Raw genomic sequence first — 22,320 nt, 5'->3', positions numbered from 1 at the left:
GCTCAGTGGCGGGCGAGGTCGCCGGCGCCGGCGATGCCGGCCTCGCCGCCCAGTTCGGCCAGGCGGATCTCGGCCGGGCGCCGGTTCGGCCGCCCGGGGACGTGGCGGGCGAAGGAGTCGCGGATCGGCTCCAGGAGGACGGCTCCGGCGTCGGAGACACCGCCGCCGACCACGAAGCACTCCGGGTCGAGGATCGCGGCCAGGTCGGCCATCCCGGCCCCCGCCCATTCGCCCACCGTGCGGAAGCAGTCCAGGGCCGCCGCGTCGCCCTCCAGCGCGGCCTGGGTGATCACGTGGCCGCTGATCCCCTCCGCGTCGCCCTCGGCGAGCTTGAGCATCCGTTCGGCCCCCCGGGGGTCGGTGCGGGCCCGCTCACGGCCCTCCGCGACCAGGGCCCGGCCGCTGGCGTACTGCTCCCAGCAGCCCTGGTTGCCGCAGGGGCAGCGGCGTCCGTGCGGGACCACCCGGTAGTGGCCCACCTCGGCGGCCACGCCGAAGCGGCCGCGGTGCAGGCGTCCGTCCATGACGAGCCCGCCCCCGATCCCGGTGCCCAGGGTGATGCAGACGAGGTGGTCGCTGCCGCGTCCCGCGCCGAAGCGCGCCTCGGCCCAGGCCGCGGCGTTGGCGTCGTTCTCGATGACGACCGGCAGCCCCACCAGGCCTTCGAGCCGCTCCCGGAGGGGCTCGTTCCGCAGGCCGAGGTTGACGGCGACCTGGACCGTGGCACGGTCCTCGTCGACGAACCCGGCCACTCCCACACCGACGGCCCGGACGTCCTCCCCCTTCCCGCTCCGCCTCTCACGCAGCTCTCCCACGGCCCGGGCCACGACGGCAGCCAGTCCTCCGGGGTCGTCGGCAGGGGTGGGGTACTTGACCTTGTCCAGGATCTGCCCGTCGTGGTCGACGACGCCGGCGGCGACCTTGGTCCCGCCGATGTCTACGCCGATGGTCAGCATGGGGGCAGCTCCTTCTACTTACGCCCAAACTCTGACATAAGTCCCGAAGTTCATGTCAGAGGTCTTTCAAATGGTGCAAACCATTCGATTAAACCAGGCCAGAGCCACCCCGGACACCCCCGGCGCCCTACTCCCCGTCCGCCGACCCGGGGGACGTCCGCCCCGAGCCGCCCTCCGGCCCGGCCGCGCGCTCCGGCGGCGGGGCCGACTGCTCCAGGGAGCGCTCGAGCACGCCCCAGGTGCGCCCGAGCGCCCCCGCCACGGCCAGGCCCGCCCGACCCAGGTGACCCGCGATCTCGGGGGCGGAGGTGCGGACGATGTCGAGGACCTCCTCCAGCGCGGGCCGGGGCTCGGTCGCGGTCTCCAGCCGGATCGCCTCCTCCCACACGTCGCCCTTGGGCGGCGGCGGGGCGACGACGGCGCCCACACCCCTCTTGACGCCGGCGACGAGCAGCCTGCGCTGAAGGCCGTCCACCAGCCGCAGGGCGTCCTCCACCAGGTCCCCGCCGGTTCCGTCGCCGGTCCTGCCGTCGTTCTCCGCCATCCCGTCCTCCTTCGTACCGGATCGTCACCTCACGTTAACCGCGGGAAGAGCTCCGCCGCCGCCTTCTCAGGGAAGGTTCAGGGTCCGATCAGGGGATGAGGCAGGGGCGCCGGGACGTTGGAAGAAGAGGAGGACCTCTACCACAGCAAACGCCCATACGATTACAGAACGACACAGAAGCAGTGTGATGTGCACAAACAACACACCCGGCGTATAGTTCGCGTGCGTGTGGAGAGCGACGTGTCCAACCGCACCCGCAGGCACCGGGGGACCGTGCACCCGCGGTGCCGGCCACGCCCTCCCGCCCGCGAGACACCGGGGCGGGACCGCGGCACCGGGATGAACTCCCTGTTCACCGGGCTGACAGATCAACTCCGGATTACCTTTGGATACCGAACGGCAACCTGTTCTACTCACGAGTAGCGCGGTGTTGTTACGGTCGTCACGTCCCCACAATCCCAGAAACCCGTCAAGTCCAGGAGAACCACGTGCGCGAATACAGCTCTCCCGCCAAAGCTGCGATCTCCGATGACGCGAGACTGACCGACACGCTCTACGCGCGCGCCGCCGCCGAGCCGAGCGCCGTGGCCTCCCGCCGTCAGGAGTCCGGTCAGTGGCGCGACGTCACTGTGGCTGAGCTGCACGGCGACATCGCCGCGTACGCCAAGGCTCTGATCAACGCGGGTATCGAGCACGGCGACCGGGTCGCCCTGCTCTCGCGCACCCGCTACGAGTGGACCGTCGTCGACTACGCGATCTGGTCCATCGGGGCGATCACCGTACCGATCTACGAGACCTCCTCCGCCGAGCAGATCGAATGGATCCTCTCCGACTCCGGCGCCAAGGCCGTGTTCGTCGAGAACGCCGACCACGCCGAGCGGATCGAGTCCGTACGCGAGAAGACCCCGGAGCTCACCCTCGTATGGCGCTTCGACGGGCCCGAGTTCGCCCAGCTGCGGAGCGAGGGCTCCGGGATCAGCGACGAGGAGCTGGAGAAGCGGCGCACCGCGGTCAAGGTCGACGACCTCGCCACCCTCATCTACACCTCGGGCACCACAGGCCGCCCCAAGGGCTGCGAGCTCACCCACCGCAACTTCCTCTTCATCGCCCACAGCGCCCTCGAAGGCCCCGCCCAGAAGGTCCTGTACGGCAAGGAGAACCCCTCCACTCTCCTGTTCCTGCCCCTGGCGCACGTCTTCGCCCGCTTCGTGCAGGTCATGACCATCGAGGGCAAGGGCATCCTCGGCCACTTCCCCTCCACGGGCCCCGAGCTCATCGAACAGCTCTCGGTCTTCAAGCCGACCTTCCTCCTCGCGGTCCCCCGCGTGTTCGAGAAGGTGTACACCAAGGCCGAGCAGAAGGCCACGGCCGAGGGCAAGGGCAAGATCTTCGCCGCCGCGGCCGAGGCCGCGATCGCCTACAGCCAGGCACTCGACAGCGGCCGGATCCCCTTCGGCCTCAAGCTCAAGCACAGCCTGTTCAGCAAGCTGGTCTACGGCAAGCTGCTGGCCGCCCTGGGAGGCGAGGCCGAGTACGCCGTCTCCGGCGGCTCCGCCCTCGGCTCGCGCCTCGGCCACTTCTTCCGCGGCATCGGCTTCACCATCATCGAGGGCTACGGCCTCACCGAGTCCACCGCCCCGACCTCGGTGAACAGCCCCGAGTTCAACAAGATCGGCACCGTGGGCCGGCCCCTGCCGGGCTGCACCATCCGCATCGACGACGACGGCGAGATCCTCCTCAAGGGCGACCACATCATGGTCGGCTACTGGGGGAACGAGAAGGCCACCAAGGAGGCCTTCACCGAGGACGGCTTCTACCGCAGCGGCGACCTGGGCTCCCTGGACGACGACGGCTTCCTGAGCATCACCGGACGCAAGAAGGAGATCATCGTCACCGCCGGCGGCAAGAACGTCGCCCCGGCCGTCCTGGAGGACCGCATCCGGGCCCACGCCCTGGTCAGCCAGTGCATGGTCGTCGGCGACAACCGCAAGTTCATCGCCGCGCTGATCACGATCGACCCCGAGTCGTTCGAGCAGTGGAAGAAGGACAACGGCAAGACCGGCTCGATCGCCGAGCTCACGGAGGACCCGGACCTGGTCGCCACCGTCCAGGGAGCGGTCGACAACGCCAACCTGGCCGTGTCCAAGGCCGAGGGCATCAAGAAGTTCAAGATCCTGCCCTCGGACTTCACCGAGGAGAACGGCCAGATGACGGCCTCTCTCAAGGTCAAGCGCCACGTGGTGAACAAGGAATGGAGCAAGGAGATCGAGGAGATCTACTCGGTCTGACCCCCCCGCCCCGCCTTCCCGAACCGGCCCTCTCCTCGAGGGCCGGTTCCGTGTTCCCCGGCCCCGTCCCCGCTCCAGGGGGCGGGGCCTTGCCGCGCTCCCGGCCCGGGGACAGGGCGCGGTCCGCAGTCGGACCGGGCCCTGTCCCCGGGTCGGGGCGCTCCCCGCCGCCTCCGATGGTCCTGCGGCTCCCGGAGCGCACGTCCCACCCCGGAAAAAGCGACGGGCCCGGCCGCGCGATGCGGCCGGGCCCGTCGTCGGATGCGACTCCTAGTGGGCCGCGGACTCCTTCTCGACGTCCTTCGAGTGGTGCAGGTGGTGGCCGCTGTGCGGCTCCACCCCCTCGAAGGACACGTTGTCCTTGGTGTACCAGTGCGCCAGGGCGCGGCGGAGCCTGCCCTTGCCCTTGCGGGCGGCAGGGTTCTCCACACCCTTGTCGTCGACCTCGTCGGCCAGGGCCGTCGAGGTGATCACCGGCTTGCTCGCCAGGACATCGGTGGTCTCCTCGGAGCTCTCCTTGTGGACCTCGATGAACTCACCGCTGGGCAGCTGGCGGATGGTGCCGCTCTCGTAGCCGTGCTCGAGGGTGTCCCGGTCACGGCGCTGCAGACCCAGGCAGATCCGCTTGGTGACCATGAAGGCCACGATCGGCCCCAGGATGACCAGCACACGGAAGATGTACGTGGTCAGGTAGAGGTTGATCGAGAACGTCTCCGACAGGATGTCGTTGGAGCCGGCCAGCCAGCACAGGCCGTAGAAGGTGATCATGGCGACGCCGACACCGGTGCGCACAGGGGCGTTGCGGGGACGGTCGGCGACGTTGCGCGCCCGCTTGTCCCCGGTGATCCACTGCTCGATGAACGGCCACAGGGCCAGTCCGCCGAAGACCACACCCATGATTCCCAGCCCCGGCACCAGCACGCCCATGGGGACGGCATAGCCGAAGATCGAGAAGTCGAACCAGTTCGGGAAGATGCGGAGCGCACCCTCCATGAAGCCCATGTACCAGTCGGGCTGGAGCCCGGAGGTGATGGACGTCGGGGTGAAGGGCCCGAACAGGTGGATGGGGTTGATCTGGACGAACGCGCTCAGACCCGCGATCACGGCGAACGTGAAGAAGAAGAACCCTCCGGCCTTGACCGCGAAGCCGGGGAACATGGGTGTTCCCACCACGGTCTTGTCCGTACGCCCCGGTCCGGGGTATTGGGTGTGCTTCTGGTGCCACAGGATCATGAAGTGCGCGACGATCAGACCCAGCAGCAGTGCGGGAATGGCCAGCACGTGCAGCATGTACAGGCGGGTGATGATGTCCTCGCCGGGGAACTCCCCGCCGAACAGGAACATCGAGATGTAGGTACCCACCAGCGGCACCGCCAGGATCACGCCCTGGAGGATGCGCACGCCCATGCCCGAGGGCAGGTCGTCCGGCAGCGAGTAGCCGAAGAGGCCCTCGATCATCGCGAGCATGAAGATCGCGACACCGATGAGCCAGTTGATCTCGCGCGGCTTGCGGAACGCACCCGTGAAGAACACGCGGAGCATGTGGACCACAAGCGAGGCCACGAAGATCAGCGCGGCCCAGTGGTGGATCTGGCGGACCAGGAAACCACCGCGTACCTCGAAGTCGATGAACAGCGTCGAGGCGTAGGCCTCCGACATCGGGACGCCCTGGAGGCGCTCGTAGGAGCCGTCGTAGATGACCTCCACCATGCTCGGCTTGAACCAGAGCGTGAGGAAGACACCCGAGACGAGCAGGATGATGAACGAGTACAGCGCGATCTCGCCCAGCATGAACGACCAGTGGTTGGGGAAGACCTTGCGCAGGTTCTTCTCACCGGTCTTGGCGAGATGGAAGCGGTCGTCGATGAAGTTTCCGACGCCGCGCAGCGCCTTGGGTGCTTGCGTGGTCTTACTCATCGACTAGTCCTTCGCGTAATCCCAGAACGTCGGTCCGGGCGGCGCCGTGAAGTCGCCCCTGGCGACGAGGTAACCCTCGTCGTCGACGCCGATGGGCAACTGCGGCAGCGGCCGGTGGGCCGGACCGAAGACGACCTTGGCGGCGTCCGACGCGTCGAACGTGGACTGGTGGCACGGGCACAGGATGCGGTGCGTCGTGCGCTCGTACAGGGCTGCGGGGCAGCCCACGTGGGTGCAGATCTTGGAGTAGGCGACGATGCCGTTGTGCGTCCAGTTCAGACGCTGCCCGGACTCGCCGTCGACCTCGATCTCCTCCTCCATCCCCTGCTTCCAGTCGTCCTCCGGGACCTTGATCAGGAGGATGACGGACTTGGCGGCGTCGTTGAGGCTGATGCCGTGCGGGTAGTTCTCGTCGTCGATGGCCGGGAGGGCGGAGATCATCCCGTACGGGTCGTTCTCCAGGTCCTCCGCGCGGATCGCGCGGTGGGTGCCCTCGACGTACATCCGCATGCCGTCTTCCCACGGCGTGTTCTTCAGCTTGTCGCCGGGGAGCGGGCCGGTGTCGCGCAGGAGCACGATCGGCGCCAGGCCGAGCGGGACCATGGCGAGGATGAGCGTGCGGCGCATGAGCGGGCGCTTGGTGAACCCGCTCTCGTCCGCACCCTTCATGAAGAAGTCGCTGAAGGACCCCTTCTCCTCGGCACTCGAGGGCAGCTCGTCGTAGGGCGAGGCGACCTCGTAGTGCGGCATGACCTTGCGGGCCCACACCGTCATGCCGGCGCCGATGCCGAACATGGCCAGGGTGAGCGAACCGCCCAGCGCCATGTTCGAGTACTGGCCGATCTGCGGGTCCGCGATCTCGTCGACGGGGAAGACGAAGTAGGAGACCAGGAACCCGATACCGCCCAGGAAGGCCAGGAGGAACCAGAGGGACGCGACCTTCTCGCCGCGGCGCTGGACCTCCTCGGGCCACACGTGCGTCTCGGACGCCTTGTAGGGGCCTCCGTGGTCGTCCTGGGCCGCGGGGGCCTCGGTGACGACGCTCTGTTCGGCCGTGGGAGTGCCGACCACGCGTTCAGGCGTGTCCTCCCCGGCTCCGCTGGTGTTGTTGTTCTTCTCAGTCATGGGCACGCTGCTTCGCGGTGATCCAGATCGCGCAGGCGACGATCAGGGACAGACCGACGGTCCACCCGATGAAGCCCTCCGCGACCTGGCCGACCCGCTGGAGGTCGAAGATGCCGCCCGCGTTGGGTTCGGCCTGGAGCGTCTTCACGTAGGAGATGAGCTCCTGCTTCTCCTCGGGCGAGATGACGCCGTCACTGAACATCGGCATGGCGCCGGGGCCGCTGACCATGGCCTCGTAGATCTCGCGCGGGGTGGAGTCGTGGATCTCCGGAGCCCAGCGGCCGTCCGTGAGCGCGCCGCCGCCGCCGGACCAGCCGTGGCAGTGGGCGCAGTTGGTCAGGTACAGGCGCATGCCCATGTCGGTGTCGCTGGCGCCCTGGATGTAGTCCTCGTACTCGGCCTCGTACTCCTCGAGCGCCGCCTCGTACTCGGCAGCGGACTCCTCGACCGCCGCCTCGTACTCCTCGTCGCTCTCGAAGTCGCTGCGCTGAGGCTCGAAGTCCTCGGGCTCGGGGGCCTCGTCGGGGACCTCGTAGGGAATCTCGGGGCCGGCCTCGCCGGAGCGGATCGACTCGTTGTAGTACGCGATCAGGTCGGCCAGCTCCTCCTCGGAGACGACCGGCTCCCGGCGCGGCATCTGCGCGCTCGGGTCGGAGGACGGCATACGGCCCGTGCTGACGTAGAAGTCGATCGAGGCCGGGCCGACCTCGCGCAGGTCCGGACCGGTCGCGGTGCCGGAGCCGTCGAGCCCGTGGCACGAGGCACAGGTCTGGTCGAAGACGACCTTGCCCTCGGCCGCGTCCGCGTCATCCGGTGATGCAACTTCGGCGGCGAGGGTCTGCGCCTGGGCCTGGTCGGAGGTGGGAGCCACTGCGGCGTATCCCACCCCGAACAGGACTAGCGCGAGGATGACGACGGCATACCCCGCGAGGGGATGCCGTCGCCGCGCGGTAATCCATTTCACGGTTTCCCCGTTTCGGGTTACTGGATGAAGTAGATGGTGAAGAACAAAGCGACCCAGACCACGTCGACGAAGTGCCAGTAGTAGGACACGACGATGGCGCTGGTCGCCTGCTGGTGAGTGAAGCGCTTCGCGGCGTACGTGCGTCCCAGCATGATGAGGAACGCGATCAGGCCACCCAGGACGTGGAGTCCGTGGAAACCCGTGGTCAGGTAGAACATCGACCCGTAGGCGCTCGACTGGAGCGTCAGGCCCTCATGCGCGATGAGCTCGTAGTACTCATACGCCTGTCCGCAGATGAAGAACAGGCCCATGAAGAACGTGAGGAAGAACCACCTGCGCAGCTTCTTGACGTCCCCGCGCTCTGCGGCCCATACGCCGAACTGCGCGGTGAAGCTCGAAGCCACGAGGACCACGGTGATGGCCGACGCCCACGGAACGTTGAGGTGGGTGTCGGGCCACGGCCCGAGGTCCGGGTTCCCGTTGACCACTGATCGGATGGTGAAGTACATCGCGAACAGCGCAGCGAAGAACATGAGCTCGTTGGCCAACCAGACGATGGTGCCAACGCTCACCAGGTCAGGACGCTTTGCCGCACCATGTGCTGGTGTCGGTGCTGATTTGGGGTTCGCGGTTGCTGTCGCCACGGGAGCATTATTACGGCATCTCGCGAAGGCCCGTACTCGACCCCCCGTAACGAGGCGGATCGGTACCGGTTCCACCCTCCCGAAGGTCCCGGGAACGGACCGGGGACGTGACGTGCGCTTCATCGCGCCCGCCGGCGGGCACCCCCCGGGGTCGACCGGACACCGGGGGCTGCCAGGATCCGTGTTCCTGGGCGGCTGCGGCGATCCGTACCCCGCCGAAGCCCGCCTCAACCGCCCCGGGATAACCTCAGTGCAACATAACTATCACTCTTTGACAACATGCGGTCTCGGGGGGCAGCCGGGAGCCCGAGACGTGCCGACATCCTGGGTCGGGTCGAAGGTCCTCCGCCGGGTGCTCCCGTGCGGGGACTCCTGGGCACAGCGGACACGAGGCAATAGAGTCGGAGGCGTACAGCCAACGGATGCCCAGGCCGCCCCCCACGGCAGCGGCCCCGGCACGGAAGCGATGGGACGGTTCGCGATGGTGGTCAGCGGTACGGACACGGACGCCCGGATGCGCGTACTGGTCTACAGCGACAAGGCCGAGACCCGCGAGCAGGTGCGGCAGGCGATCGGCCGCCGCCCGGCCGCCGACGTTCCCCGGGTGGAGATCGTCGAGTGCGCGACTGCGCCGATGGTGCTGCGCAAGCTGGAGGAGACCGACGCGGCCGAGCGCATCGACGTCGCGATCTTCGACGGCGAGGCCGCCCCCACCGGCGGCATGGGCCTGTGCCGCCAGGTCAAGGACGAGATCTTCAACTGCCCTCCGGTGCTCGTGCTGGTGGCGCGGCGCGACGACGCCTGGCTCGCGAACTGGTCGCGGGCCGAGAAGGTGGTCGCCCGGCCGATCGACCCCGTGGTGCTGGCGGACGCCCTCGCCGAGCTCATGCGGCAGCGGCTCGCGGTCCTGAGCGGATGAGATGACGGGTGCGCGTGACCGGAGGGAGGCGGCCGCGGCCGCCTCCCCCGTCGTTGTCCGCACGGGCGGCGACCGGGAGCGCCGGCACGTCGCGGTGGGCGGGGCCCTGAACCACGGCGCCGACACCGGGCGATGGCGCAGCCTCAGCCCTTTCCCGCCGTCCAGTCCCCTGCCATCGCGGAGCACGAGAAGAGATGAACGACCAGACCCCTGACCAGCAGCCCGATTCCGCCGTCGCGGAGCGGACCTGGTCCCACCTGCTCACCGCCCTGCTCAACGGCGTCACCCTCGGCGCCTCCGACACCGAGTGGGCGATGAACGAGATCATGTCCGGCTCGGCGACCGACGCCCAGACGGCCGGGTTCGCCATCGCCCTGCGCGCCAAGGGCGAGGACGTGTCGGAGGTGACCGGCCTGGCCCGGGCCATGCTCGACAACGCGGTGCGCCTGGAGGTGCCCGGGCCGACCCTGGACATCGTCGGCACCGGCGGCGACCGCGCCCACACGGTGAACGTGTCGACGATGGCCTCGATCGTGGCGTCGGCGGCCGGGGCGCGCGTGGTCAAGCACGGCAACCGCGCCGCCTCGTCCTCCTGCGGAACGGCCGACGTGCTGGAGCGGCTCGGCGTGGTCCTGGACCTGCCGCCGGAGCTGACCGCCCGTGTGGCGGAGGAGGCCGGAATCACCTTCTGCTTCGCACCGATGTTCCACCCGTCGTTCCGCTTCACGGCCAAGCCGCGCCGTGAGCTGGCGGTACCCACCGTCTTCAACTTCCTGGGCCCGCTGACCAACCCCGCCCGGCCGACCGCGTCGGCGATCGGGGTGTTCGACGAGCGCATGTGCGGGGTGATCGCCGGCGTGTTCGCCCGCCGGGGCTCCTCCGCCCTGGTGTTCCGCGGCGACGACGGCCTCGACGAGCTCACCACCGCGACCACGTCGACGGTGTGGGTGGTGCGCGGCGGCGAGGCGCGGCGCGAGGTCCTCGACCCGGCGGACCTGGGCATCGCCCGGTCGGCACCCGATGCCCTGCGCGGCGGCGACGTGGAGTTCAACGCCCGGGCCGTGCGCGACATGCTGGCCGGCCGCCCCGGCCCGGTGCGCGACGCGGTGCTGCTGAACGCCGGCGCGGCGCTGGCCGCGGCGGACGGTGTGGAGGGCTCCCTGACGGACGCCGTCCGCGCCGGGTACGAGCGGGCCGTCGCCGCGGTCGACAGCGGCGCCGCCGAGCAGGCCCTCCAGCGCTGGGTGGAGATCAGCCAGGCGCACGCCAAGGACCTGTAGGTGACAGCGGTCCCGGGCCTTCCGGCCCGGGACCGCCTCACCAGCCGATGGCGAAGGCGGACTCCAGGTCGTGCCTCGAGTAGGCCTGGAAGGAGATGTGCGTGTCGGAGGAGATCACGCCCGGGACCTTGTTGACCCGGCCGGGGATGACCACGGCCAGGTCCTCGTGGCGGCGCACCCGCACCATGGCCACCAGGTCGACCCCTCCGGTGACCGAGTAGACCTCGCTCACCCCCTCGATCTCCGCGATCGCCTCGGCGACCTCGGGGATGCGGTGGACTTCGGCCTTGATCATGACGATCGCGGTGATCACTGTGCCTCCAGCACGGAAACGGCGCGGGCGGGCCCCGGCCCGGGGCCGCCCCTAGTAGACGTCGGAAAGCCGCGTCCCGGAGCGCCGTCGCAGCCGGTAGACCACAAGTCCCGCCACCACCCCGGCGACGAAGCCCCACACGTGCGCCGCGTGTGCGACGCCGGAGGCCGAGCCGGGCGTGTTCGATGTTGTGACGTAGAGAAGATACTCGAGCACGAAGTAGCTTCCCACCATCGCCCATCCCGGCAGGCGCATCGGCACGGCACCGAGGACCAGGGTCGTCACCCGGCCGCGGAACTGCACCACGAGGTAGGCGCCGAGCACTCCCGAGACCGCTCCCGAGGCACCCACCATGGGCACCTGCGCACCGGGGTCCCCCAGGGCGAAGCCGTAGGCGGCGGCCAGACCGGTGGCCAGGTAGAGCAGCAGGAAGCGGGTCCGGCCGATGCGGTCCTCCACCACGGGGCCGAACACGAACAGGTAGACCATGTTGCCCAGCAGGTGCAGCGCGCCGCTGTGCACGAACATCGAGCTGAGCACCGACAGCCACACGCTCTTGTCCTCCAGCGGGGCGCACCCGGGCTCCATGGGGCCGATCACGTCGATCCTGCCGAACATCTCGGCGGGGACCGCGCCCCAGCGCAGGAAGTAGTCGTGGACGGCGCAGTAGCGCTCCGCGAAGTCGACCGGGTACCAGACGGCGGTGGTGGCCTGAGGGGAGGCGAGGTAGGCCAGGACGTTGGCCGCGATCAGCAGGTAGGCGACGACGGGAACACGCCGGACGGGATGGTCGTCATTGAGCGGGATCGCGGCCATGGGCCCAGTGTGTCATCTCCGTGTGCGCCTCGGCCCCCGCGACGGGGCATGTCCACTCCCCCTCGATCTCGACCAGGCGGGTGGCGGGGTCGGCGAGCCAGGCCAGGACCAGCTCGCTCTCCCCGGGCAGTGCCGCCGGCAGGGGCCCCGGGACGTGCGGGACGTGTTCGGCGGTGGCGACGAGGGAGGAGAGGAAGGCGGCGGGGTCGCTGCCCGGTGTCAGGACGGCGGAGGCCGCGAGCCTGCCGTGGCGGACCACGCAGGTCTCCCAGCCGGCTCGGCCGCGCCGGCCGGCGACCAGGTGGGGGACCGCCGCGATGGCGGCCAGGCGCTGGGCGCGGCGGGCGCCGCGCAGGAACGAGGCCAGTCTGTCCCGCAGGGCCGCGGCCTCCTCGTAGCGCAGGTCGGCCGACAGTTCGGCGATGCGCTCGGTGTGCGCGGCCACGACGGCGGAAGGGTCCCCGGTCATGGCCGAGCGCGCGGCCTCGGCGTGTGCGAGGTAGGCAGCGCGGGACTCGGTACCGTCACAGGGCGCCCCGCAGCGGCCCAGCTGGGCCAGCACGCACGGAGAGACGCGGCCGTCGGGGACGGCGGGCAGGTCGTGGGTGCACCGGCGCAGCGGGAAGGCGTGCAGCAGCGCCTCCGCGGCCTGTTCGGCGTCGCTCCGGGACCGGTAGGGACCGATGCAGGCCGCCCCGTCCCCGACCGACCGCGCGGTCGACAGCCTCGGGAAGGGGCCGTCGGTGAGCACGATCCAGAAGTCCCGCTCCGGCCGGGGCGAGCGCCGGTTGTAGGGCGGTCGGCGTTCGGCGATCAGGCGCAGCTCCCGCACCGACGCCTCCAGCTCGGTGGTGCACACGATGGGGGTGACGCCCTCCACCACGGCGGCCATCTCGCGGATGTGCCGGCGGCTCTCGGCGGCGGTGAAGTAGGAGCGCACCCTGCGGCGCAGGTTGTTGCTCTTGCCGATGTAGAGGTCGGCGCCGCGTGCGTCCGTGAACACGTAGACGCCGGGGGCCTCGGGCAGCCCCTCGGCCAGGTGCCGCTTGGCACGCTGGGCCCGGGTGGGCGGCTTGGAGACGGAGCGCAGTTCCTCCAGGCTGGAGACGCCCATGGGAGCGAGCCGGTCGATCAGCCCCTGCAGGACCGAGGCGGTGGCCCGCGCGTCCTGAAGAGCCCGGTGGTTGGGGGTGGCCGGGGCCCCGAAGTGGGCGGCGAGGGTGGCGAGGCGGTGGTTGCGGGTCTCGCCGCGGGCCAGAACCGCGCGGGCCAGGCGCAGGGTGTCCACCACCGGGCAGGCGGGCCGGGGCAGCCCGTGGCGTTCGAGCGCGGCTTCGAGGAAGGCGGTGTCGAAGGGTGCGTTGTGGGCGACCAGCGCGGTGTCGGGGTCGGCGGCCAGGAAGTCCAGCAGCCGGGGCAGGACCTCCTCCGCCGGCGGGGCGGCGGCCACCATGGACGGGGTGATCCCGGTCAGGAGGGTGATCTGCGCGGGGACGGGGACGCCGGGGTCGACGAGGGTCTCGAACTCGTCCACGGTGCGGCCGCCGCGCACCTTGACCGCGCCGATCTCGGTGATCCGGTCGTGCGTCGCGCTGGTCCCGGTGGTCTCCAGGTCGAGCACGACGAAGGTGGTCGCGGCCAGGGGTGTGCCGAGATCGATGATGCTGGTCTGCACGCCGGCGGGCGCCGCTGACTGTCGAACCACGCGGTCAGGGTAACCGGAGCCGGTGACCGACCAGCCGGAATACGGCCTGACCTGCCCGGCGTGGGAGGATGTGGGTGATGGGACGCAAAGGGTCCCGCGTGCCGTGAAGGACCATGAGGAGGAACCGTGGGGATTGCGATGCCGGGCGACGACGAGCGGTGGCGGTGCACCGGTTGCGGCAACCTCACGCGGTTCGACGTGACACGGACGGTCCGCTCCCGCGACTACGTGCACCAGGACCTGTCGGGTGAGGGCCGGGTCGAGGAGCGCACCGTGCTCTCCGAGACGGTCGAGCAGGTCACATGCCGCTGGTGCGGTGCCACCGACCGCGTCGAGATCACCGCCCGCCCCGACGCCGACCAGCCCTCGGCGGAGAGCCCGACGGGTCACCGGTGAGCACCGGCCCGGAGGCCGGCAGCTCGGGGAACGGCGTCCCGGAGGAGGCGGAGGAGAGACTGCGGCGGCCCCTGCCGGAGGCGGTCCGCGCCCGGGTCGTGGAGTACGGCGCCGACGTGCTCGGCGGCATGCGGGCCTCCGAGCTGCCTCCTGCCCTGCGCCGCGTGGCCAGGTTCGAGCCGCGCCGGCGGGCCCGCCTCGCGGGGCCTCAGATCGCCGCGCAGCTGGAGGTCGACGCGGAGTTCCGCGCCGCGGTGGCCTCCCGCGTGGAGCAGGTGTGGCCCGAGCTGGCCGAGGGCCTGCGCTCGGGTGTGGTTCCGCCCGCCGCCGACCCGGTGGCGGTCGCGGCCTGCGCCTACCTGCTGCGCCCCGAGGGATGGTCCGGCATCGTCGAGGACGTCCACGGCGAACTGGACCACCGGGCCAGTTCCCTGGAGGCCGACGAGGCCGCCAAGGCCCTCGACGCGGTGCGGCGGGAGCTGGCGGAGACGCGTGACGGCCACCAGGCGGAGCTGCGGCGGCTGCGCGCCCAGATCAGGGAGCAGCGCTCCGAGATCGCCGAGCTGCGCCAGAAGGTGCACGTGGAGCGCCGGCGCGCCAAGGAGGCCCGGTCCCAGGCCGAGCAGGCCGCGGCCCGGACCGCCGACCGCGAGACGGAGACCGCCGGCCGGGTCGGCGCGCTGGAGTCGGAGAACCGCCGACTGAGGTCCCGGCTGGCCGCGGCCGAGGCCCAGGTGGAGAACGCCCGCCGCGCCGCGCGCGCGGGGCGCAACGCCGACGAGGCGCGCCTGCGTGTGCTGATCGACGTGCTGGTGGACGCGTCCCACGGGCTGCGCCGCGAACTGGCCCTGCCCGCCTCGGTCGACACCCCGGCCGACCTGGTCGCGGCCGAGAGCGAGGAGCGGCAGCGCGTGTCCCTGGGCGGCCTGCCCGACGACGCCCCCGGTCTGCTGGAGCACCTGCTGACGGTTCCGCGCGTCCACCTGCTGGTGGACGGCTACAACGTCACCAAGACGGGGTACGGGACCCTGCCGCTGGCCGATCAGCGCAACCGCCTGCTCACCTCCCTGGAGGGGCTGGCCAGCCGCACCCGCGCGGAGATCACCTGCGTCTTCGACGGAGCGGACGTGGACACGCCCCCCGCGATGGCCTCGCCCCGCCACGTGCGCCTGCTGTTCAGCGCCCCGGGGGAGACCGCCGACGAGCTCATCGTGCGGCTGGTGCGGGCCGAGCCGGCCGGTCGCCCGGTCGCGGTGGTCACATCCGACCGGGAGATCGTGTCGGCGGTCCGGCGGGCGGGAGCCCGCGCGGTGCCCTCGGCGATCTTCCTGCGCAGGTTGGAGACGCACTGATCCGTCCGTGCCCGGGAGCGTCCCCGGGCACGGGAGGGGCTTTGCGGGCGAGACCTCCCGGTTGAGCTGTGGCAGGCGGTCCGCTAGGTTCTACGGGAGTGTGAGTGCTCTACCGGTAAAAGGCCATATGCGGACCTGCCGGTGGGGTCCCGCAGCTCGCACGCGCGTTCGCGCTCCAGGCGCGGGCCGCTCCCCCACATCTTTTTCCTGACCCCCCGTGCGGACTTCCCAGACCCCAAGGAGCGTGGACCGCCATGAAGAACCCCGGTGGTCGGCGTACGGCTCGCCGAATCGCTGCTACGACCGGCATCGGAGCGGTCGTCGCCAGTTCCCTCCTCGTCCCGGGCACCGCCTCCGCGGAGCCGACCCGCGAAGAGGTCGAGGAGAAGATCGAGGAACTCAACCAGGAGGCGGCCGCCGCGGTCGAGGCCTACAACCAGGCCGAGGAGGACCACGAGGTCGCCGAGACCCGGTACGAGGAGCTCGACGAGCAGGTCGGCGACGAGCAGGAGCGCTACGAGGAGCTCAAGCAGAAGGTCCAGCAGCTCGCCAACGCCACCTACCAGGCCGGGGAGCTCGACTCCACGACCAGCATCCTCGCCTCCGACGGCCCCGCGACGCTGCTGGACCAGAACGCCGACCTCAACTACCTGTCGGAGTCCCAGCAGGCCCAGCTGAACGAGTTCGGTGAGTCCTCCGAGCGCCTGTTCACGCTCAAGGACGAGGCGGAGAAGGCCCTGGAGGAGGCGGAGGAGACCCTGGAGGAGGCGGAGGAGGCCAAGGAGGAGGCCGAGGCCGCCATCGCCGAGCAGGAGGAGATCCTCGCCCAGTTCCCCGACGCCGACGCCTCGGTCGCGGGTGCCGACGACTCCTCGGGCCAGGCCTACACCGGCTCGGCCTCGGGCAACGCCGCCGCGGCCCTCGACTTCGCCTACGCCCAGATCGGCAAGCCCTACATCTTCGGCGGCACCGGCCCCGACGGTTACGACTGCTCCGGCCTGGTGCAGGCCGCCTGGCGGTACGCCGGCGTCGACCTGCCCCGCACCACCTACGCCCAGGCCGAGGTGGGCACCCGCATCTACGACATGAACGCGCTCCAGCCGGGCGACATCATGTTCTTCAGCGGCCTGGGCCACGACGGCCTCTACGCGGGCAACGGGCAGATGGTCCACGCCCCGCGCACCGGCCGCAACATCGAGGTCGTCGGACTCGCCGCCTACTGGGCCGGTCAGTTCCAGTTCGCCGTCCGGTTGTAGAGGACCGCGTGTCGAGGCCGTTCCCGCTCCGGGAACGGCCTCTTTTCGGTTCGGGGAAGAGCCGAAGGTTCGGTTTTCGGACAAGTGTGAGAAGCAATCGGAACGTCACGAAACGGTTGAGAGCAGTCCAAGGCATGCACTAGTGTCATCGCCGAGCGTGGTTGCTCCTCTTCGCCGTCCCCCGGCGGCGACAACCGCGTCCGGGTCGGGACTCCCCTTTTTTCCACCGGGGCCTGCGGGTCTCGGGTGCGCCCTGCCCGGTTCTGTCCCCTTCGGGGCCAGGGGAGAAAGGTATTTCCCAACGTGTCTGCATCCCGACGCACAGCGGTTGTGTCCGTTATGGCCGCCTGTGCCTTCCTCGTCCCCAGCGGGGTCGCACACGCCGAGCCCACCGTGGAAGAGGTCCGCGAGGAGATCGAGCGCCTGGAGGAGGAGTTCAGCGAGCTGAACGCCACCTACAACGAGGCCAAGGAGACCCACGAGACCGCCGAGGAGAAGCTCGAGGACATCCGCGGGGAGATCGAGGAGACCGAGGAGAAGATCGAGGAGCTCAGCTCCGGCGTGCGCACGCTCGCCAACCTCACCTACACGGGTGTCGACTTCACCTCCCCCACCCAGCTGATCGGCGCCAGCGGCCCCGAGGAGGCCCTGGCCCACCAGGCTGACCTGTCCTACCTGTCCGAACAGCACAGCAGCGGCCTCGACCAGTACGTCGAGGAGCTGGAGAAGCTGGAGAGCCTGGAGGTCGAGGCCTCCGATACCGAGAAGGAGGCCGAAGAGGCCCTCGAGGAGGCCGAGAAGGCCACCGAGGAGGCCGAGGACGCCATCACCGAGCAGGAGGAGCTGCTCTCCGAGCTCACCGCCGAGGAGCAGGCCGCCGCGACCCAGAACGTCAGCAACTCCAGCGGCGGTTCGGGCGGCGGAGGCAGCAGCGGCGGAGGCGGCGGAGGCGCCACCTACAACGGCCCCGCCTCGGGCAGCGCCCGGGTGGCCCTGGACTTCGCCTACGCCCAGATCGGCAAGCCCTACGTCTGGGGCGGCACCGGTCCGAACGGCTACGACTGCTCCGGCCTGACCCAGGCGGCCTGGGCCGCCGCGGGTGTGTCCCTGCCGCGCACCACCTACGACCAGATCAACGCCGGCCAGCGGGTCAGCTGGGAGAACATGCAGCCCGGCGACCTGATGTTCTTCTACGGTGCCAGCCCGAGCCACGTCGGCATGTACGCGGGCAACAACACCATGGTCCACGCCTCGACGTCGGGCCGCCCGATCGGCACGGTGACCCTGAGCGACTACTACCGCTCGAACTTCACCGCGGCCGTCCGCCCGTAGGAACGGAGCCGATGCCGGTGCCCCCGCCCCTCCCGGGCGGGGGCACCGCCGTTTCCGGCGCCCTGTCCGCGGCCCCGCCTGCCGCACCCGCCGGGGATCGGCTCCGCCGATGCGGAGAGAGCGTCCGAAGAACACGGCCTAGACTCGCAGCCGTGCCGCGAACACTGATCATCACCAACGACTTCCCGCCCCGCGCCGGGGGTATCGAGTCCTTCGTCCACGAGCTGGCGCTGCGGCGGCCCGAAGGTTCCGTGGTCGTCTACTGCTCCTCGCCCTCGCCCTCGGACGCGGCAGCCGATCCGCACTTCGACCTGCGCCTGCCCTTCCCCGTGGTGCGCGACCGGGCCCGCGTCCTGCTGCCCGTGCCGCGCGTGGTCGCGCGGGCCCGGGCGATCGCCCGCCTCGAGGGCTGCGACAGCGTTCTCTACGGGGCCGCCGCACCGCTCGGGCTGGCCGCGGCCGAACTGCGCGGCAGCGTGCGGCGGCAGGTGGCCCTCACACACGGGCACGAGGCGGGATGGGCCCTGCTGCCGGGATCCCGCGAGGCCCTGAGGCGGATCGGCGAGACCACCGACACCGTCACCTACCTGGGCGAGTACACCCGGAGAAGGCTCGCCCGCGCCCTCACCCCCGCCGCCGCCGCGCGCATGCGCCGGCTGGCACCCGGTGTGGACACCGAGCGCTTCCGCCCCGGCTCGGGGGGCGAGGAGGTCCGCGCGAGGCTCGGCCTGGGCGGGCGCCCCGTGGTCGTGTGCGTGTCGCGGCTGGTGGCCCGCAAGGGCCAGGACACCCTGATCCGGGCCTGGCCGCGCGTGCTGGCCGACGTCCCCGACGCGGCGCTGCTGATCGTGGGCGACGGGCCCGACGCGCGGAGGCTGCGCTCGGCCGCCGCCGGCACGAGGTCGGTCCTCCTCACCGGTCCGGTGGCCCCCCGGGAACTTCCGGCGTACTACGACGCAGGCGACGTGTTCGCCATGCCGTGCCGGACCCGGCGGGGCGGCCTGGACGTGGAGGGCCTGGGCATCGTCTACCTGGAGGCCTCGGCGACGGGTCTGCCGGTGGTCGCCGGCGACTCCGGCGGAGCACCCGACGCCGTCCTGGACGGCGAGACGGGCCACGTCGTGGACGGAACCCGCCCCGGGCCGACCGCGCGCGCTCTCATCGGACTCCTGAAGGACCCCGACCGCGCCGCCAGGATGGGTGCGCGCGGGCGCGCCTGGGTCTCCGGGGAGTGGAGCTGGGACCGCACCTCCGAACGCCTCGGCGCCCTTCTGACGGCCTCCTGAGCCCCGGAGACGGCGAGAGCCGCCCCGGCCGGTGCCGGGGCGGCTCTCCTCCGCTCGGGGATGTCCCCCTAGTGCTGGAACTCCTTGCGGTAGTACTCGAAGACCCAGCCGATGACGGTGAGGATGATGGCGAAGGCACCGAGAAGGGCCATCCACCAACCGATCGCGATACCGATCGCCGTGAAGGCGACGGACATCGCGACGAACATCGGCCACCAGCTGTGCGGGCTGAAGAACCCGTACTCGCCGGCGTTCTCGACGATCTCGCCGTCGAGCCGCTCCTCGGGAGGAAGCCCGTGGAAGTGCTCGCTGCGGCGGGCCGACTGCCAGAGCCAGAAACCCACCATCCAGCCGAAGCCGATACCGATCGCCAGGACCGTGGTACCGGCCCATTCGATCGTCCCGGTGTCGATCCAGGACCAGTAGGCGTACAGGCCGGCGACCATTCCGAAGAAGGTCGAGACGCCCATGAACAGATAGGCCTGCGTCTTCATTGGCCCCTACTCCTTCGTGACGCCGGCGGGAACCGCGCCCGGGGCCGCGGCGTGCGGGTGGTTCAGGTCGAACACGGGACGCTCGGAGCGGATCCTCGGCAGCGACGTGAAGTTGTGCCGCGGCGGCGGGCAGGAGGTCGCCCACTCCAGCGAGCAGCCGTAGCCCCACGGGTCGTCGACCTCGACCTTGGGTGCCTTCTTCGCGGTGATGTAGATGTTCCAGAAGAAGATGAGGGTCGAGGCGGCCAGGACGAACGAGGACACCGAGGAGATCTGGTTGAGCTCGGTGAAACCGTCCTCGGGCAGGTAGTCGGCGTAGCGGCGCGGGAAGCCCGCCGCGCCCAGCCAGTGCTGCACGAGGAAGGTGCCGTGGAAGCCGAAGAACAGGAACCAGAACTGGATCTTGCCCAGCTTCTCGTCGAGCATCTTGCCGGTGAACTTGGGCCACCAGAAGAAGAAGCCCGCGAACATCGCGAACACCACGGTGCCGAACACGACGTAGTGGAAGTGGGCCACCACGAAGTAGGAGTCGGTGACGTGGAAGTCGATGGGCGGGGAGGCCAGGAGCACACCGGTCAGTCCGCCGAAGAGGAACGTGACCATGAAGCCGAGCGTGTACAGCATCGGCGTCTCGAAGGTGATCTGGCCCCGCCAGATCGTGCCGATCCAGTTGAAGAACTTCACCCCGGTCGGGACCGCGATGAGGAACGTCATGAACGAGAAGAACGGCAGCAGGACCGCGCCGGTCGGGAACATGTGGTGGGCCCACACGGTGACCGACAGGCCCGCGATGGCGATCGTCGCGCCCACGAGGCTCTTGTAGCCGAAGATCGGCTTGCGGCTGAAGACCGGCAGGATCTCGGTCGCGATACCGAAGAACGGCAGCGCGATGATGTAGACCTCCGGGTGGCCGAAGAACCAGAACAGGTGCTGCCACAGGATGGCACCGCCGTGCGCGGCGTCGTAGACGTGGGTGCCGACGATGCGGTCCGCGCCCAGGGCGATCAGGGCCGCGGTCAGGACCGGGAACGCCACCAGGACCAGGATGCTGGTGAGCATCGTGTTCCAGGTGAAGATCGGCATGCGGAACATCGTCATACCGGGCGCGCGCATGCACAGACCGGTCGTGATGAAGTTGACCGCACCGAGGATGGTGCTCAGACCGGAGACGGCCAGACCCAGGATCCACAGGTCACCGCCGACGCCCGGCGAGTAGACCGCGTTGGACAGCGGGGTGTAGGCGAACCAGCCGAAGGACGGCGCGCCGCCGGGGGTGAGGAACCCGGAGATGGCGATCAGGCTGCCGAACAGGAACAGGTAGTAGCCGAACTGGTTCATCCTCGGGAACGCCACGTCGGGCGCGCCGATCTGCAGCGGCATGATGATGTTCGCGAACCCGACGAAGAGCGGGGTCGCGAACATCAGCAGCATGATGGTGCCGTGCATGGTGAACAGCTGGTTGAACTGCTCGTTGGACATGACCTGCATGCCCGGGGAGAACAGCTCGAGCCTCATCGCCAGCGCCATGACGCCGCCGAGGAGGAAGAACGCGAACGAGGTGATCAGGTACATGTACCCGATGACCTTGTGGTCGGTGGACGTGAGCCAGCCGACGATCTTCGAGCCCTTGTGCGAGGGCACTTGTGCCCTCGTCTCGACCGGGGTTGTCGTGGTGGCCATTACTCGTCATCCTCCTGGGCCTCGTCGGTGAAGCCCGTGCCCTCGGTGTTGGAGCCCTCGGCACCCTGCTCCTCCGAGGTGTCCGGGCCGTCCGGGGTGTCGGCGGCCTCGGTCTCCTCGGCCTCGGCGGCCTGGATCTGCTCGGACTCCCAGGTCTCGTAGTCGTCCTCGGTGAGGACGTCGACCTGGAAGAGCATGCGGGTGTGGTCCACGCCGCACAGCTCGGCGCAGCGGCCGGTGTACTGGCCCTCGCTGCCGTCCTTGACGTCGACCTGGAACGCGTTGTCGCGGCCCGGGATGACGTCCATCTTGAAACCGAACTCGGGGACCCAGAACGAGTGGATCACGTCCGGGGAGTGCAGGTCGAAGTGGACGACGGCGTTCTCCGGCAGCGTCAGGGTCGGCTGCGTGGAGAGGTCGGTGGTGCCGTCCGGGTTGGGGATGCCCACCTCGGTGAAGAGCACCTCGCCGCCCTCGGCCTTCGGGGCGTCCAGGTAGTTGAACTGCCAGGCCCATTGGAAGGCGACGACCTCGACGTGGACGTCGGCCTCCCTCTCGGTCTCCATCAGGTAGGTCTGGTCACGCGCGGTGAAGTAGAACAGCACCGAGATGACGACGATGGGGAGAACGGTGTAGAGCGCCTCGATGGGCAGGTTGTAGCGGACCTGCGGAGGCAGCTGATCAGAACGCCGGCGGTGGAAGATGACCGACCAGATGATCAGTCCCCACACGAGAATGCCGACCGCGAAAGCCGCCACCCAGGAGCCCTGCCAGAGCGAGAGAACACGCTCGGCCTGCTCGGTGATCGGCCCCGGCATGCCCAAACGAGTGAGATCGTCTGACGCGCAGCCGGTCGCGGCCAGCCCCAGCACGGCGAGCGCGGCGCCGCGTGGTGCCCATCGGCGCAGACTTGGGCGCCGATCTTCTTGGCGGGTCGGACTCACGGATTGCCTTCCCAGCGGTGTAGCCCGTGGATTCCCACGGGCGGCCTAAGTATCCAAAGCTTGTCAGGGGGAAACATTATCGCGAACCGCCCAGAGTCCCGCCGATGGG

20 protein-coding genes are annotated in these 22,320 nt (G+C 70.1%); 8 read left to right on the top strand and 12 right to left on the bottom strand.

Annotation, left to right across the window (positions count from 1 at the left end; all coding sequences use genetic code 11):
- Nucleotides 1–2: 2 nt before the first annotated feature.
- Both FHS13_RS06260 and FHS13_RS06255 read right to left on the bottom strand, forming a co-directional pair.
- On the bottom strand, nucleotides 3–956 hold the full coding sequence (locus tag FHS13_RS06260) for an ROK family glucokinase (protein WP_184288877.1): 954 nt from the start codon (nucleotides 954–956) through the stop codon (nucleotides 3–5).
- Nucleotides 957–1,083: 127 nt separating this feature from the next.
- Nucleotides 1,084–1,500, bottom strand: a complete 417-nt coding sequence (locus FHS13_RS06255; RefSeq protein ID WP_246404591.1) for a hypothetical protein — start codon at nucleotides 1,498–1,500, stop codon at nucleotides 1,084–1,086.
- Between the two features lie 488 nt (nucleotides 1,501–1,988).
- On the opposite strand from FHS13_RS06255, the gene FHS13_RS06250 reads away from it, so the two are divergent.
- On the top strand, nucleotides 1,989–3,788 hold the full coding sequence (locus FHS13_RS06250; RefSeq protein ID WP_184288873.1) for an AMP-binding protein: 1,800 nt from the start codon (nucleotides 1,989–1,991) through the stop codon (nucleotides 3,786–3,788).
- Nucleotides 3,789–4,058: 270 nt separating this feature from the next.
- Here FHS13_RS06250 and qcrB read toward each other — a convergent pair whose 3' ends face one another.
- Genes qcrB through ctaE form a run of 4 tightly spaced genes read right to left on the bottom strand, consistent with a single transcriptional unit; the run spans nucleotide 4,059 to nucleotide 8,438 of the window.
- Nucleotides 4,059–5,705: a cytochrome bc1 complex cytochrome b subunit gene (gene qcrB / locus FHS13_RS06245; protein WP_184288870.1), complete on the bottom strand. Its 1,647-nt coding sequence runs from the start codon at nucleotides 5,703–5,705 to the stop codon at nucleotides 4,059–4,061.
- A gap of 3 nt (nucleotides 5,706–5,708) precedes the next feature.
- On the bottom strand, nucleotides 5,709–6,830 hold the full coding sequence (gene qcrA, locus FHS13_RS06240; protein ID WP_184288867.1) for a cytochrome bc1 complex Rieske iron-sulfur subunit: 1,122 nt from the start codon (nucleotides 6,828–6,830) through the stop codon (nucleotides 5,709–5,711).
- Nucleotides 6,823–7,794, bottom strand: a complete 972-nt coding sequence (locus FHS13_RS06235; protein ID WP_184288864.1) for a c-type cytochrome — start codon at nucleotides 7,792–7,794, stop codon at nucleotides 6,823–6,825. Before FHS13_RS06235 ends, qcrA begins: the two co-directional genes overlap by 8 nt.
- A 17-nt stretch (nucleotides 7,795–7,811) precedes the next feature.
- Nucleotides 7,812–8,438, bottom strand: a complete 627-nt coding sequence (gene ctaE / locus FHS13_RS06230; protein WP_184288860.1) for an aa3-type cytochrome oxidase subunit III — start codon at nucleotides 8,436–8,438, stop codon at nucleotides 7,812–7,814.
- A 481-nt stretch (nucleotides 8,439–8,919) separates the two neighbouring features.
- Between ctaE and FHS13_RS06225 the strand changes: the two genes are divergently transcribed.
- Both FHS13_RS06225 and trpD read left to right on the top strand, forming a co-directional pair.
- Nucleotides 8,920–9,357 carry a response regulator transcription factor gene (locus FHS13_RS06225; protein WP_184289214.1) on the top strand — a complete coding sequence of 146 codons (438 nt, stop codon included), beginning with the start codon at nucleotides 8,920–8,922 and terminating at the stop codon, nucleotides 9,355–9,357.
- A 194-nt stretch (nucleotides 9,358–9,551) separates the two neighbouring features.
- Nucleotides 9,552–10,637 carry an anthranilate phosphoribosyltransferase gene (trpD, locus tag FHS13_RS06220; protein ID WP_184288857.1) on the top strand — a complete coding sequence of 362 codons (1,086 nt, stop codon included), beginning with the start codon at nucleotides 9,552–9,554 and terminating at the stop codon, nucleotides 10,635–10,637.
- A 37-nt stretch (nucleotides 10,638–10,674) separates the two neighbouring features.
- On the opposite strand, the gene FHS13_RS06215 is transcribed toward trpD, so the two are convergent.
- Genes FHS13_RS06215 through FHS13_RS06205 form a run of 3 tightly spaced genes read right to left on the bottom strand, consistent with a single transcriptional unit; the run spans nucleotide 10,675 to nucleotide 13,471 of the window.
- The gene (locus FHS13_RS06215; protein WP_184288854.1) at nucleotides 10,675–10,950 is read right to left on the bottom strand and encodes an Lrp/AsnC ligand binding domain-containing protein; all 276 of its coding nucleotides are present in this window, start codon (nucleotides 10,948–10,950) and stop codon (nucleotides 10,675–10,677) included.
- Between the two features lie 51 nt (nucleotides 10,951–11,001).
- Nucleotides 11,002–11,766 carry a rhomboid family intramembrane serine protease gene (locus FHS13_RS06210; RefSeq protein WP_184288851.1) on the bottom strand — a complete coding sequence of 255 codons (765 nt, stop codon included), beginning with the start codon at nucleotides 11,764–11,766 and terminating at the stop codon, nucleotides 11,002–11,004.
- Nucleotides 11,744–13,471 (bottom strand): DEDD exonuclease domain-containing protein, encoded by a 1,728-nt coding sequence (locus FHS13_RS06205; RefSeq protein ID WP_184288848.1) that lies wholly within the window; start codon nucleotides 13,469–13,471, stop codon nucleotides 11,744–11,746. Before FHS13_RS06205 ends, FHS13_RS06210 begins: the two co-directional genes overlap by 23 nt.
- A 126-nt stretch (nucleotides 13,472–13,597) precedes the next feature.
- Between FHS13_RS06205 and FHS13_RS06200 the strand changes: the two genes are divergently transcribed.
- From FHS13_RS06200 to FHS13_RS06180, 5 genes are all read left to right on the top strand, one after another.
- Nucleotides 13,598–13,867 carry a hypothetical protein gene (locus tag FHS13_RS06200; protein WP_184288845.1) on the top strand — a complete coding sequence of 90 codons (270 nt, stop codon included), beginning with the start codon at nucleotides 13,598–13,600 and terminating at the stop codon, nucleotides 13,865–13,867.
- Nucleotides 13,864–15,219, top strand: coding sequence for an NYN domain-containing protein (locus tag FHS13_RS06195; RefSeq protein WP_343064920.1), 1,356 nt, complete (start codon nucleotides 13,864–13,866; stop codon nucleotides 15,217–15,219). The genes FHS13_RS06200 and FHS13_RS06195 overlap by 4 nt, the downstream gene beginning before the upstream one ends.
- A gap of 254 nt (nucleotides 15,220–15,473) precedes the next feature.
- A complete protein-coding gene (locus FHS13_RS06190) occupies nucleotides 15,474–16,475 on the top strand; it encodes a C40 family peptidase (protein ID WP_184288839.1) in 1,002 nt (333 codons plus the stop codon).
- A gap of 339 nt (nucleotides 16,476–16,814) precedes the next feature.
- Complete coding sequence (locus tag FHS13_RS06185) at nucleotides 16,815–17,807, top strand: C40 family peptidase (protein WP_184289211.1); 993 nt, start codon at nucleotides 16,815–16,817, stop codon at nucleotides 17,805–17,807.
- A gap of 152 nt (nucleotides 17,808–17,959) precedes the next feature.
- Nucleotides 17,960–19,093: a glycosyltransferase gene (locus FHS13_RS06180; RefSeq protein ID WP_184288836.1), complete on the top strand. Its 1,134-nt coding sequence runs from the start codon at nucleotides 17,960–17,962 to the stop codon at nucleotides 19,091–19,093.
- Nucleotides 19,094–19,161: 68 nt separating this feature from the next.
- On the opposite strand, the gene FHS13_RS06175 is transcribed toward FHS13_RS06180, so the two are convergent.
- Genes FHS13_RS06175 through ctaC form a run of 3 tightly spaced genes read right to left on the bottom strand, consistent with a single transcriptional unit; the run spans nucleotide 19,162 to nucleotide 22,211 of the window.
- Nucleotides 19,162–19,587 carry a cytochrome c oxidase subunit 4 gene (locus FHS13_RS06175; protein ID WP_184288832.1) on the bottom strand — a complete coding sequence of 142 codons (426 nt, stop codon included), beginning with the start codon at nucleotides 19,585–19,587 and terminating at the stop codon, nucleotides 19,162–19,164.
- Between the two features lie 6 nt (nucleotides 19,588–19,593).
- Complete coding sequence (gene ctaD / locus FHS13_RS06170) at nucleotides 19,594–21,267, bottom strand: aa3-type cytochrome oxidase subunit I (RefSeq protein WP_184288829.1); 1,674 nt, start codon at nucleotides 21,265–21,267, stop codon at nucleotides 19,594–19,596.
- Nucleotides 21,267–22,211 (bottom strand): aa3-type cytochrome oxidase subunit II, encoded by a 945-nt coding sequence (gene ctaC / locus FHS13_RS06165; protein ID WP_474646577.1) that lies wholly within the window; start codon nucleotides 22,209–22,211, stop codon nucleotides 21,267–21,269. The genes ctaD and ctaC overlap by 1 nt, the downstream gene beginning before the upstream one ends.
- Nucleotides 22,212–22,320: the final 109 nt, after the last annotated feature.

Source organism: Nocardiopsis algeriensis, from assembly GCF_014203695.1.
GTDB classification, from domain to species: domain Bacteria; phylum Actinomycetota; class Actinomycetes; order Streptosporangiales; family Streptosporangiaceae; genus Nocardiopsis; species Nocardiopsis algeriensis.
This window is presented reverse-complemented; position numbering and strand designations above follow the sequence as displayed.